This window comes from Sphingosinicella sp. (assembly GCF_052388015.1).
Taxonomy (GTDB): domain Bacteria; phylum Pseudomonadota; class Alphaproteobacteria; order Sphingomonadales; family Sphingomonadaceae; genus Allosphingosinicella.
On record NZ_JBQTIN010000109.1, the window covers coordinates 1 to 11799 of the forward strand.

The following is an 11799-nucleotide window of genomic DNA, read 5'->3' on the forward strand; positions in this document are numbered from 1 at the left end:
ACATGGCCGATCGCGACGAACGCCCCTTCCGTGTCGAGCCGCTCGATCGCGCCGGTCACCGTGTCGCGCAGGTTCACCGCGACCAGCCCTTCCGGCGTGCCCTCGCCGACGAAATCGGCGACTTCGCGATTCCACATCACCTTGATATTAGGATGGGCGAACAGCCGTTTCTGCAGGATCTTCTCGGCGCGCAGGCTGTCGCGGCGGTGGATCAGAGTGACGTCATGACTGTGGTTGGTCATGTAGAGCGCTTCCTCGACCGCGGTGTTGCCGCCGCCGATCACGATCACCTTCTTGCCGCGATAGAAGAAGCCGTCGCAGGTCGCGCAGGCCGAAACGCCCTTCCCCTTCAGCCGCTCCTCGCTCGGCAGGTTGAGCCAGCGCGCCTGCGCGCCCGTGGCGATGACGAGCGTGTCGCCGAGATAGACCGTGCCGCCGTCGCCCTTCAGCCGGAATGGCCGTTCGGAGAGGTCGACCTCGACGATATGGTCCCAGACCATCTGGGTGCCGACATGCTCGGCCTGTTTCTGCATCTGCTCCATCAGCCAGGGGCCCTGGATCACGTCCGCGAAACCGGGATAATTCTCCACGTCGGTGGTGATCGTGAGCTGGCCGCCGGGCTGGATGCCCTGGATCACGATCGGCGCGAGGCCGGCGCGGGCGGCATAGATGGCGGCGGTCAGGCCGGCCGGGCCGGAGCCGAGGATGATCATCCGGGAGGAGTGCGTAGCGGTCATGGAAGCGAGTTAAGAGGCCGCCACCCCCCGCGCAATGGCGCTTTTGCTTCTATCCACAGCCGCTGATAAAGGCGCGCCGACCCCCATACGAAGGACCCTGCAATGACCGCCCGCGACAATCCGATCGGCCTCGACGGCTTCGAGTTCGTCGAGTTCACCAGCCCCCATCCGGCGGCGATGGCGGATCTGTTCGAGAAGCTGGGCTTCACCCATGTGGGAAACCACCGCTCCAAGCAGGTGCGCCATTATGCGCAGGGCGACATCAACTTCATCCTCAACATGGAGCCGGAGGGGCAGCCGGCCGAATTCCGCAAGCTCCACGGCCCCAGCGCCAACGGCATGGCCTTCCGGGTACGCGATTCGAAGCAGGCGATCGCCGACGCCGTCGCCCGCGGCGCGACCGAGGTCGAGAGCCCGCGCGGGCCCGGCGAGCTGGAAATTCCGGCGATCGAGGGGATTGGCGGCTCGTTCCTCTATCTCGTCGACCGCTACGGCGCCGACCAGATCTATGACGTGGATTTCGAGCCGGTGCCGGGCGCCAGCCCCAACGACAACGCCGTCGGCCTGCACACGCTCGATCACCTGACCCACAATGTGAACCGCGGCCGGATGGATCACTGGGCCCAGTTCTACGAGCGGATCTTCAACTTCCGCCAGATCCGTTATTTCGACATCGAGGGGAAGCAGACCGCCTTGCTCTCGCGTGCGATGACGGCGCCGGACGACAAGATCCGCATCCCCTTGAACGAGAGCCAGGACGATTATTCGCAGATCGCGGAATATCTGAAGGAATATGGAGGCGAGGGCATCCAGCACCTCGCCTTCGCGACCGACGACATCTTCGCGACGGTCGACAAGCTCCGCGCCAACGGGATCAAGTTCCAGGACAGCCCCGACACCTATTACGACATGATCGACCAGCGCATTCCCGGCCACGCCCATGATGTCGCCGCCATGCGTCAGCGCCGGATACTGATCGACGGCTCGCCCGAGACCGGCGAGGGGCTGCTGCTCCAGATCTTCACCGAGAATATGGTCGGCCCGATCTTCTTCGAGATCATCCAGCGCAAGGGCAATGAGGGCTTCGGCGAGGGCAATTTCAAGGCCTTGTTCGAGAGCATCGAGCTCGACCAGATCCGCCGCGGCGTCATTCCCGCGGCCAAGGCCGACGCCTGACTTGAAGAGCCTCGCCGATGCGCCGACGCCGTCGCTGGTCCTCGACCGGGGCCGGCTCACGCGCAATTGCGCGCGGATGCTGGCGAAATGCCGCTCGCTGGGTGTCGGCCTGCGCCCGCATTTGAAGACGCTGAAGTCGATCGACGCGGCACGGCTCGCGATCGATCCGGCGCATGGCGGCATCGCCGTTTCCACCCTGCGCGAGGCGGAATATTTCGCCGGCCACGGCATCGCCGACATTCAATATGCCGTCTGCATCACGCCGGACAAGCTGTTGCGTGCGAAGAAGATTGCGGAGCGCGTGCCTCGCTTCAGCTTCTTCCTCGACAGCGTCGAGGCCGCGCGCGCGGTCGCGGCCGCGGCGGCACCGGCCAACCGCCCGTTCAACGTCTGGATCGAGATCGAAAGCGGCGGGCGCCGCACCGGTGTCGACCCACAGGACCCGGCGCTGGTCGAGATCGCCACGATCCTTCGCGATGGCGGCATTCGGCTGTCGGGCGTGGCCACCCATGGCGGCCATTCCTATAGCGCCCGGTCTGTCGAGGCGCTTGTCGAGATCGCGGAAGAGGAGCGCAGCGCCGTCGTTGCCGCGGCGGAGCGGTTGCGTGCGGCAGGGTTCGAGGTGCCGGGGGTCAGTGCCGGATCGTCGCCGACCGCGACGTTCATGGCTTCGGGCGAGGGCCTCACCGAGATCCGCGCCGGCGTCTACACGGCCGGCGACCTCTTCCAGGCCGGCATCGGCGTTCAGGACGAAGAGGATATTGCCGTTTCGGTGCTGGCCAGCGTCATCGGCCGGAGCGAGGCGCGCGGCCGCGTGGTGATCAACGCCGGCGGCCTTGCCTTATCGAAGGACCGATCCACGGCCGCTTTGCCGCACGATCTCGGCTACGGCGTCGTGGTCGATATCGACGGCGGCGCTTCGCTTGGTCGCCTGATTGTCAACGGCGTTCATCAGGAGCATGGCGAGATCGACGGCGTGCCGCCGGAAATCCTCGCCCGCCTGGCCGTAGGCGCGAAGGTCCGCGTCCTGCCCAACCATGTCTGTATGACCGCGGCGCCCTACGATCATTATCTCGTCGTCGACGGCGGCGGCGAGATCGTCGATCGCTGGGACAAGATCACGGGCTGGTGACCGTTTTCGCCGTCAATTAGCGGCTTCCGGCCCTGCCCGCCTGTCGATACACTGGCGCTCGCGTTGGGGAGGCAGATATGGCGACCAGGAAGCAGGCGTTGAAGGCGGTCGATGCGGACGGCCACAATCCAAGCTGGGAAGAAGATGCGCTCGGCTTCCTGATCGCGCCGGTCGCGCGGGAGGAGTTCCTCGCCAGCATTTACGAGCAGAAGGAGCTGCTCAACCTGCGCCACGAGCCGGACCGCTATGCCGACCTGCTCACCCTCGATTCGCTCGACCAGTTCATCGCCAGCGCCGATCTGCGCGAGGGCATGCTGGACCTTTCCAACAAGCATAACCGGATTACCCGCGAGGCCTATCTCGACGAGGACGGCCGGGTCATCCAGGTCGCGGTGACCGAGGAATATCTGCGCGGCGCGACGATCATCCTGCCGCACCTCCACAGCTCGATGTACAATCTCGGCGAGTTCTGCCGCTCGCTGGAGGAGGTCTTCACCTGCCACGTCCAGACCAACATCTATCTGACCCCGCCGAGCCGCGAGGAAGGCAAGGCCACCCAGGGCTTTCCGCCCCATTATGACAATCACGATGTGTTCGTGATGCAGATCGCGGGCTCCAAGGCCTGGCGGATCTACGGCACGCCGGTCACCACGCCCTTCCGCGGCGAAACTTTCGAGGTCGCCACCCATCAGGCCGGCGAGCCGAGCCAGACCTTCACGATGAATGCCGGCGACTGCATCTACATGCCGCGCGGCCTGATGCACGACGCGGAGAATAGCGGCGACGAGCCGAGCCTGCACATCACCGTCGGCCTGATCACCAAGACCTGGGCCGACCTGCTGCTCGAATCGATCTCCGAACTGGCGCTGACCGAGCCGGCCTTCCGCCGCTCGCTGCCGGCCGGTTATGCCGACCGCGCGTTCGACCGGGAAGCGGCGGCGCGCTATTTCGACGAGCTGATCAACACGATCAGCGACAAGGCGCAGATGGACAGCGCCTTCGATCTGCTCGCCGACAATTTCATCCGCGCCCGCCAGCCGAATATCTCCGGCGTGATCGCCGCCTCGCGGGTCGCGCCCACGCCCGACGACCGCTACTGCCGCCGCCGCTATGCGCCCTGGAACGTCGCCGAGGATGACGACGGCAAGCTGGTCCTGATCGGCCCCGGCGGCGATCTCGACTTCAAGCAGGAGGAAGGCGACGCGCTCGAGCGCGCGCTGTCCGGCACGCCTTTCATCGCCGCCGACCTCAAATGCGAGAATCCGGACGAGCTGCTCCAGCGGCTCTGGGCCGCCGGCTATCTGGAGCGGGTCGGCTGACCCGCTCCCGGTGCTGACCTAGCGGCGGCGGCCGCAGCCGGCCGGATCGCTGCGCGACCCCGAGTCGCTGTCGGTCCGACCGCTTCCGCGGCCCTGCCCGGCGCGATCGGAGTTCGTGCCGGAATCGTTGTCCGTGCAGCGCGGAATGCGGCGGCCGCGGCCATTGCCGGCACCGTCGGTGATCGGTCCATTGTCGGCATCGGTCACCGAGCGCTGAAACGCAGCGGCGGTTTCGGCGAGCGCGACCATGGCGCCGCCGCCAACGACGGCTCCGCCCGCCACTCGTGCAAGGAACGATCTGCGACTCAGTTTGCGTGTTGCTGTCATCGTCATGCTCCCCTCTTTGCAGGACAAGAACACAATACTCCTTTTACTTCGCCAATTCTAGTGGCGCGCTCATCCGATTTGGACAGCGATAGGCCCGACCGCAGCAGAAAGACGAGAAAAGGGATCGAGGATGGTAGCGGAGGAGGGACTTGAACCCCCGACACGCGGATTATGATTCCGCTGCTCTAACCAGCTGAGCTACTCCGCCCCGAAAGCGAGCCGGCGCTATAGGTAGGCTGGGCGAACCGGTCAACAAGGCCGACGCGCTAGGCGGCGCGGACGAAATCCATCGCCCAATTGACCTCCCAGCTCGCGCCACCGTCCGCCGAGAAGGCCTGCTCCCAGCGCGCCTTATCCGGCCCGTCACGCGTCCAGCGGAAGCGGACCTTCACCGGGCGGCCGTCATGCTCGTCCTCGCCCTCGAAAACGCCGACACCATCCGCGAAACCGCCATGAACCGGCAGGCCAAGCAAGCCGTCCTGCCCAACCCAGTAGATCGACCAGACCCGCTTCGCGGGATCGAACGTGCGGATCGCGACGCCGGAAACGCCCGGCGGCTCGGTCAAATGCTCCCCGCCATTGCACAGGCCGCCGAGCAGGCTGCGCTGGGACAGGGTGCCGTGGCTCTCCTCCCACTCGGTGCAGCCGGCGAGCCGCCGGCGCAGGCGCCGGTGCGTCACCCGCCACTCGCCGATCAGGAAATCGAAGTCGCGGCGCCCGTCGTCCACCATCTCAGACCTCGGCTTCGAGCGTGTCGGCGCGCCATATGGCGAGCGCCGCTTCGTCCCGGTCCCCGGCAAGGAACCGCGACCAGGCCAGCGCCTCATGCGCGACGATCGCCAGCTCCCAGACACAGAAGGTCGGGCGCGGCGCGATCTCGCGTCCGGCCATCACCGGATAGGCCGGATCGAAGCGCTCGAAGCCGGTCATGTCGCCATGATGATAGGCGACTGTCTCCCACGCTTCGTTCGCGCCCCGCCAGAAGACCGGGAGCAGGAAATGGAAATCGGCGCCGCAGCGATGGAGGATGACGAATCCCAGGTCGCCGGCGACGAACACGCTGCCGGCCTGCGCGTCCAGCCAGGCGCACGCCGCCTCGGCGAGCGGTGGCGGCACGGGCTCGCCCGCTTTCTCGAGATGATAGAGCTTGATGATCGCGCCGCCCGACTCCAGCACGCCCCGCGGCACGGCACGTTTCGAATAGTGACGATAGGCTTCGGGAACGCCGTTCAGGAGCATCGCGTCCTCCCATGTTCGCTTAATGTTCTAGCGTACCCCATAGGCCCCCGCAAGGTAGCCAGCCAGTTTCGGTCCGGCTAAGGCGAGCGCGATGCAGGGTCTCTCCACGATCGAGGCGGCGGCGGTCGAGCATTGCGCCGACGCGCCGATGCTCGCCCAGGTCGAGCAATGGGCGGCGATCAACAGCGGCTCGCGCAACCTTGCCGGGCTCGACGCGGTGGCAGCGCCGCTCGCCGATGCCTTCGCCGACCTGCCTGGCGCGATCGAGCTTCAGGCCGCCGCGCCGGTCGAGGCGGTGGCGGCGGACGGGTCGCGGAGCGAGATCGCCCATGGCCGCAACCTGCATCTGCGGGTGCGGCCCGAGGCGCCGATCCAGCTGCTCCTGACCGGTCATATGGACACGGTGTTCGCCGCCGATCATCCCTTCCAGACCGTGTTCTGGCGCGAGACTGGCGTGCTCGGCGGTCCCGGCGTCGCCGACATGAAGAGCGGCCTCGCGATCTTGCTCGCCGCCTTGCGGGCCGTGGAGGCGTCGCCGCTGGCCGAGCGGATCGGCTATGAGGTCGTGATCAACAGCGACGAGGAGGTCGGCTCGGCCGGCTCGGCGGCGCTGATCGCCCAGGCGGCGCGGGGCAAGAAAGCGGCGCTCACTTACGAACCCTCCGCGCTGCCCGACGGCACGCTCGCCGGTGCGCGGCCGGGAAGCGGCAATTTCTCGCTCATCGTCACCGGCCGCGCTGCCCATGCCGGCCGCAATCCCGAGGAAGGCCGCAACGCCTTGCTCGCCGCCGCAGCGCTGGCGCTGCGACTGGCCGAGGCGCGTGATGCCGGGCTCAAGATCAACCCCGCGAAGATCGACGGCGGCGGCCCGAACAATGTTGTGCCCGATCATGCGGTGCTGCGCGTCAATCTGCGCCCCATGACGCCGGAGGACGAGGCGCGCGCCAGAGCGCTGATCGACGAGACCGTCACCACTATCGCCGCCGCGCATGACGTGAGCATCCACATCCATGGCGGATTCGGCCGCCCGCCCAAGCCGATGGACGCCGCAACGACCCGCTTGTTCGAGCTGGTAAAAAGCTGCGGCGCCGATCTCGGCCAGCCGATCGGCTGGCGCGATACCGGCGGCGTCTGCGACGGCAACAATATCGCCGCCTGCGGCGTGCCGGTGGTCGACACGATGGGCGCGCGCGGCGGGTCGATCCATTCCGACCAGGAATTTCTTATCGTCGACAGCCTGGTCGAGCGCGCGCAATTGTCGGCGCTGACGATCCTGCGACTGGCCGATGGGGAGGGTTTGTGAGCTTCAGGGTTCGTCCGGCGCGGCCCGACGATTTCGGCGCGATCTACGACATGGCGATGCTGACGGGCGGCGGCTTCACCAACCTGCCGCAGGACAAGGGAGCGCTCACCGCCAAGCTCGCCCGCTCCGAGGAGGCCTTTTCCAGCGAGGAAGGCGATCCACTCGGCGATCTGTTCGTTTTCGTGCTGGAGAATGTCGATACCGGAGCGATCCGCGGCACCTGTCAGGTGTTCAGCCGGGTCGGCCTGCGTCAGCCTTTCTATTCCTACCGGGTCAGCGCCATGACCCAGACCTCTCCGGAGCTCGGCAAGACCTTCCGCGCCGAAATGCTGAGCCTGTGCACCGACTTCGAGGGCAGCTCGGAGGTCGGCGGCCTGTTCCTGCACCCGGAGTCGCGCTCCGGCGGTCTGGGCGTGCTGCTCGCGCGCAGCCGCTATCTGTTCATCAAGCTCCACCGCGCCCGTTTCGCCGACACCGTGCTCGCGGAGCTGCGTGGCGTGCTCGACGAGGCGGGCGGCTCGCCTTTCTGGGACGCCATCGCCGGCCGCTTCTTCGGCATGAATTTCCAGGAGGCGGACTCGTTCAACGGCGTCCACGGCACCCGCTTCATCGCCGATTTGATGCCGAAGACGCCGATCTACACGGCGATGCTGTCGGAAGCGGCGCGGGCGATCATGGCGGTGCCGCATCTCACGGGCCGCGCCGCGATGCGGATGCTGGAGGACGAGGGATTCGAGGGCGGCGAATATGTCGACATTTTCGACGGCGGCCCCACCATGTCGGTCGACACCGACGACATCCGCACGATCCGCGAATCGAAGGAGCAGATATTGGCCGGCGTCGCCGGGGACGGCGAGAGCCAGATGGTCGCCGCCGGCCATCTCAAGGATTTCGTCGCCTGTTACGGCAAGGTGGGCGTGCGAGCGGACGGCGCGACGCTCGACGAAAAGGCGACGCAGATGCTCGGCCTTGAACCGGGCGACAGCTTCCACGCGATCGGCCGCTGAGCATGGCGCTGGTCGAGATCAATTTCGACGGCATCGTCGGGCCGAGCCACAATTATGCCGGCCTCAGCCTCGGCAACCTAGCCGCCACCGCCAACAAGGGCCGGGTCTCGGCGCCGCGGGCGGCGGCGCTGCAGGGCCTCGCCAAGATGCGCCACAACCTTGGGCTCGGCCTCGCCCAAGGCATTTTGCTGCCGCACAGGCGGCCGAACACGGATTGGCTAACCGAGCTGGGCACCGATGTATCGGAAGCCGACGATGTGCTGCGTGCCGCCGCTTTCTCCGCCGCGGCGATGTGGGCGGCCAATGCGGCGACCGTCTCGCCGGCGGCCGACACGGCGGACGGCCGCTGCCATCTTACCGTCGCCAATCTGCGCACCATGGCGCATCGCAGCCATGAATGGCCGGAGACGCTGGCCCAGCTGCGGCTGGCCTTCGCCGACGCGGCGCATTTCCGGGTTCACGCGCCCGTCCCCGCCACCTTCGGCGACGAGGGCGCGGCCAATCATATGCGGCTCTGCCCGCGCCACGGCGCGCCTGGCGTCGAGATCTTCGTCTATGGCGTGAGCGGCGGCGGCTTCCCCGCCCGCCAGCATGCCGAGGCGTCGAAGGCGATCGCGCGCCTGCATGGCCTCGATCCCGACCACAGGCTGTTCGCGGCGCAATCGGAGGAAGCGATCGCCGCCGGCGCGTTTCACAACGACGTCGTCGCCGTCGCCAACGAGACGGTGCTGCTCGCGCACGAGCAGGCCTTCGCCGACCGGCCCGGGCTCTATGCCGACCTCCGCCGGCTCATGCCCGAGGTCGAAATCGTCGAGGTGCCTGCCGCTGATGTGAGCCTCGACGAGGCGATCCGCTCCTATCTGTTCAATGCCCAGCTCGTCACCCTGCCGGGCGGCACGATGGCGCTGATCGTGCCGAGCGAGGCAAAGGAAACGCCCCGCGTCGCGGCGTGGCTGGAGCGGATGGTCGCCGGCAACGGCCCGATCCGCCGCGCGCTCACCGTCGACGTGCGCGAATCGATGGCGAATGGCGGCGGCCCCGCCTGCCTCAGGCTGCGCGTCGTCGCCGATCCGGCGACGGTCGATCCCCGCTTCCTGGTCGACGAGGCGAAGCTCGACCGCATCGCGGCCTGCGTCGAAGCATATTGGCCGGAGCGAATCGCGCCCGAGAACCTCGCCGCTCCCGGCCTGCGCGCACAAATCGAGGCAGCGCGAGCGGCGCTGCTCGATCTGCTCGGCCTGCCCGATCTCGCCTAGCGGCGCTCCGGGCCCTCGTCGCCGAGGGGCTCGTCGCCCTCGCCCTCCGGCTTGCCGCCGGCATCGGCCTGCGCATCGTCCGGCGCGAACTGGCCGTCATCCTGCAGGGCCTGCTCCTCCGACTCAGGCCCAACCTGGGCCTCCTCAGGCTGCCGCTGGACCACCGCCGGGCGCGGCGCCGGCGGCGTCTGCGCCGCCGCGACCTGCACGCCACCGAGCCGGACGATCACATCGTCAACATGGACGCCGCCGCGATCGACCAGGATGTTCTGGAAATTGCGCTCGTCCTCCCGCGTCGTCGCGGGCACATCGCCCTCGCGGCGGAAGCGGCGGCGGACATAAGCGGAAAGCTCGCCCGCGGTGACGATCCGGTCGCCGTCGTCGTCGGCCTCTCCGCCCAGCCCCAGCCGCATGAAGTAGGACAGGAAGCCACCCGCCTGATAGCGGCTCGCGACCAGGCTGGTGAGATCCTCCTCCGAACTGAACATGCCGATTACGTTCGGCCGGTCGACGAGGTTGCGGAAACCGCCCGCATAGCAGGAATCGAGCGCCAGGAAGGACATCCGGGCCCGGACGCTGCGGAACAGCGGCGCGAATTCGGCATCGGTCATCGGCGCGTCGAACAATTCGATCGTCTCCGATCGCCCGTCCAGTTCGGCCGCGCTCACCGGCACGTCGATCTGGTCGCCATGGCCGGAGAAGAGGAACACGAACAGGTCGTTCGGGCCGGCGGCCGCCGCGATCCGGCGGAAGGCGGCGGTGACCGCGGCGCGGGTCGCCTGGCGGTTGGTCAGGACGATGCTCGCCGGGTGCAGCACGCCGTTGCGCTGCAAGGTCGCGTAGAGCTCCGTCGCATCGTCGTCCGTGTTGGCGAGATCGGACGTCCGCTCATAATCGGAAACGCCGACCAGCAATGCGATCACCCGTTGCCCGCCCGGCACGTTGGCCTGGCGCGGGCTGCCGGGCGAGCGGGCGAGGCTCAGGCGATAGGCGCCCGCGCCGTCCGGCCGGTAGGAGCTGACCGCGATCGTATAGTCGCCATCCTCGGACAGTACCGTGTCGATCCGGCTGTTGAGCGACGTGCGGCCGTCGATGGTCGTGTCGTCATTGACGTCCTGCGTCCCGTCGGGGCGGCTCAGCGTCAGGATCGTGTCGAACGCCTCGGAGCTGGCCTCGATCCGCACCCGCTCGCCGCGCCGGGCAGAGAAGCGGTAGCGCTCGTTGCGCGCGCCCTCTCCGCTCGCGAACCGGCCGTCGACGGTCTGGCCGATGGCGATCGGCGTCGCCGGCTCGACCCGGGTGATCTGGGCGTTTGCGGCGGCCGGCGCGGCGGCAAGGCTGTAGCGCCCGGTCTCGCCCGGCCGGAAGCTGGTCACCGACACCCGGTAACGGCCGTCCGCCGGCAGCTCGAGGACAAGGCGGCTGTGCAGCGAGCCGTTGCCGCCCTCCTCGTCGTCATTCGCCATGTTGAAGCCCTGCGGGCCGGTGACGACGAGATAGGGATCGAAATCGTCCGCCCGGAGCCTCAGGTCGACGCGCTGGCCGCGCCGCCCTTCGAACTCGTAGACGTCTTCATATTTGCCGGAGCGGCGCTGATTGTCGTTCGTCGTCAGCTCGCCGGACTGGTTCTGCCCGATCGCGAGCGTCGCGGCCGGCGCCGGCGCGCTTGCGCTCTGGCCGATCGCCGACGGCGCCGATAGCGAAGTCATCGCGAGCAAGGCCGCGGCAACAACGAAACGCTTCATTTCCCTACTCTCCCCTCGCGCGCCGCAATCGCCGGAAGCGGCGGAGACAAAGCGCGCGACCATGAATATGCGTTATGATCGCGAAACGGCGGATGAACAATCCGACACACAGCGATCCGACATTTGTGGGGAATGGCGCGCGCCGCCACCCGACATCTCAGCAGCGCCGCTTCGCCTGCTTGCCACAGATCAGGTTGAGGGCCGACTTGCCAAGCTTGTCGAGCGCGCGCCGCGATTCGCCTGCGCGCGCCCGAACGGCGAGTGAATGCATCATGGCGGAGATAACCGACGCAAGTCCTGCCGGGTCCGCGTCAGAATCCAGCTCGCCTTCGGCAATTGCTCTGCGCAGGCGTTCCTCGAGGATCGCGTTGAACGTATCGAGGCTCTCCCGGAGAACCCGGCGCACCGCCGGTCGATGCACGGCCTCGACCGAGGCGGTGCCAATAAGGAGGCAGCCACGGGCTGCGTCCGTGGGCGTCAGGAAGGCGTCTGTCGACTTTGCGAAGAGATCGGTCAGGTCGGTTCGCAATCGGCGCGCACCGCTCAGGGTCTTGCTTA

12 protein-coding genes and 1 tRNA gene are annotated in these 11799 nt (G+C 67.6%); 6 read left to right on the forward strand and 7 right to left on the reverse strand.

Annotation, left to right across the window (positions count from 1 at the left end; genetic code table 11):
* Positions 1-737, reverse strand: a 737-nt coding sequence (locus ACT4N3_RS09060) for an NAD(P)/FAD-dependent oxidoreductase (protein WP_444854895.1), incomplete at its 3' end; no start/stop codon positions are given.
* Positions 738-839: 102 nt separating this feature from the next.
* Between ACT4N3_RS09060 and hppD the strand changes: the two genes are divergently transcribed.
* From hppD to ACT4N3_RS09075, 3 genes are all read left to right on the forward strand, one after another.
* Positions 840-1913: a 4-hydroxyphenylpyruvate dioxygenase gene (hppD, locus tag ACT4N3_RS09065; protein WP_444854896.1), complete on the forward strand. Its 1074-nt coding sequence runs from the start codon at positions 840-842 to the stop codon at positions 1911-1913.
* Between the two features lies 1 nt (position 1914).
* Positions 1915-3045 carry an alanine racemase gene (locus tag ACT4N3_RS09070; RefSeq protein ID WP_444854897.1) on the forward strand — a complete coding sequence of 377 codons (1131 nt, stop codon included), beginning with the start codon at positions 1915-1917 and terminating at the stop codon, positions 3043-3045.
* A 77-nt stretch (positions 3046-3122) separates the two neighbouring features.
* The gene (locus ACT4N3_RS09075) at positions 3123-4364 is read left to right on the forward strand and encodes a cupin domain-containing protein (RefSeq protein WP_444854898.1); all 1242 of its coding nucleotides are present in this window, start codon (positions 3123-3125) and stop codon (positions 4362-4364) included.
* 18 nt (positions 4365-4382) lie between these two features.
* On the opposite strand, the gene ACT4N3_RS09080 is transcribed toward ACT4N3_RS09075, so the two are convergent.
* The 4 genes from ACT4N3_RS09080 to ACT4N3_RS09095 all read right to left on the reverse strand — a co-directional run bounded on the left by ACT4N3_RS09080 (position 4383) and on the right by ACT4N3_RS09095 (position 5930).
* Positions 4383-4697 (reverse strand): hypothetical protein, encoded by a 315-nt coding sequence (locus tag ACT4N3_RS09080; RefSeq protein ID WP_444854899.1) that lies wholly within the window; start codon positions 4695-4697, stop codon positions 4383-4385.
* A gap of 125 nt (positions 4698-4822) precedes the next feature.
* Positions 4823-4899 (reverse strand) — tRNA-Met (locus ACT4N3_RS09085).
* A gap of 58 nt (positions 4900-4957) precedes the next feature.
* Positions 4958-5419, reverse strand: a complete 462-nt coding sequence (locus ACT4N3_RS09090) for a DUF1579 domain-containing protein (protein WP_444854900.1) — start codon at positions 5417-5419, stop codon at positions 4958-4960.
* Between the two features lie 4 nt (positions 5420-5423).
* Entirely contained in the window at positions 5424-5930 is a 507-nt protein-coding gene (locus ACT4N3_RS09095; protein ID WP_444854901.1) for a hypothetical protein, read from the reverse strand.
* A gap of 91 nt (positions 5931-6021) precedes the next feature.
* Between ACT4N3_RS09095 and ACT4N3_RS09100 the strand changes: the two genes are divergently transcribed.
* Genes ACT4N3_RS09100 through ACT4N3_RS09110 form a run of 3 tightly spaced genes read left to right on the forward strand, consistent with a single transcriptional unit; the run spans position 6022 to position 9496 of the window.
* Positions 6022-7233 (forward strand): hydrolase, encoded by a 1212-nt coding sequence (locus ACT4N3_RS09100; protein ID WP_444854902.1) that lies wholly within the window; start codon positions 6022-6024, stop codon positions 7231-7233.
* The gene (locus ACT4N3_RS09105; protein WP_444854903.1) at positions 7230-8240 is read left to right on the forward strand and encodes an arginine N-succinyltransferase; all 1011 of its coding nucleotides are present in this window, start codon (positions 7230-7232) and stop codon (positions 8238-8240) included. Before ACT4N3_RS09100 ends, ACT4N3_RS09105 begins: the two co-directional genes overlap by 4 nt.
* A 2-nt stretch (positions 8241-8242) precedes the next feature.
* Positions 8243-9496, forward strand: coding sequence for an N-succinylarginine dihydrolase (locus ACT4N3_RS09110; RefSeq protein ID WP_444854904.1), 1254 nt, complete (start codon positions 8243-8245; stop codon positions 9494-9496).
* Here the strand turns inward: ACT4N3_RS09110 and ACT4N3_RS09115 are convergent.
* Both ACT4N3_RS09115 and ACT4N3_RS09120 read right to left on the reverse strand, forming a co-directional pair.
* Positions 9493-11241: a caspase family protein gene (locus ACT4N3_RS09115; RefSeq protein ID WP_444854905.1), complete on the reverse strand. Its 1749-nt coding sequence runs from the start codon at positions 11239-11241 to the stop codon at positions 9493-9495. The genes ACT4N3_RS09110 and ACT4N3_RS09115 overlap by 4 nt on opposite strands.
* A gap of 157 nt (positions 11242-11398) precedes the next feature.
* Positions 11399-11799: TetR-like C-terminal domain-containing protein (locus ACT4N3_RS09120; protein WP_444854906.1), on the reverse strand; the 401-nt coding region annotated here is incomplete at its 5' end.

Coding starts and splice junctions, on each gene's coding strand:
- hppD (WP_444854896.1), top strand. CDS start 840: ATGACCGCCCGCGACAATCCGATCGGCCTCGACGGCTTCGAGTTCGTC.
- ACT4N3_RS09075 (WP_444854898.1), top strand. CDS start 3,123: ATGGCGACCAGGAAGCAGGCGTTGAAGGCGGTCGATGCGGACGGCCAC.
- ACT4N3_RS09080 (WP_444854899.1), bottom strand. CDS start 4,697: ATGACGATGACAGCAACACGCAAACTGAGTCGCAGATCGTTCCTTGCA.
- ACT4N3_RS09095 (WP_444854901.1), bottom strand. CDS start 5,930: ATGCTCCTGAACGGCGTTCCCGAAGCCTATCGTCACTATTCGAAACGT.
- ACT4N3_RS09100 (WP_444854902.1), top strand. CDS start 6,022: ATGCAGGGTCTCTCCACGATCGAGGCGGCGGCGGTCGAGCATTGCGCC.
- ACT4N3_RS09110 (WP_444854904.1), top strand. CDS start 8,243: ATGGCGCTGGTCGAGATCAATTTCGACGGCATCGTCGGGCCGAGCCAC.
- ACT4N3_RS09115 (WP_444854905.1), bottom strand. CDS start 11,241: ATGAAGCGTTTCGTTGTTGCCGCGGCCTTGCTCGCGATGACTTCGCTA.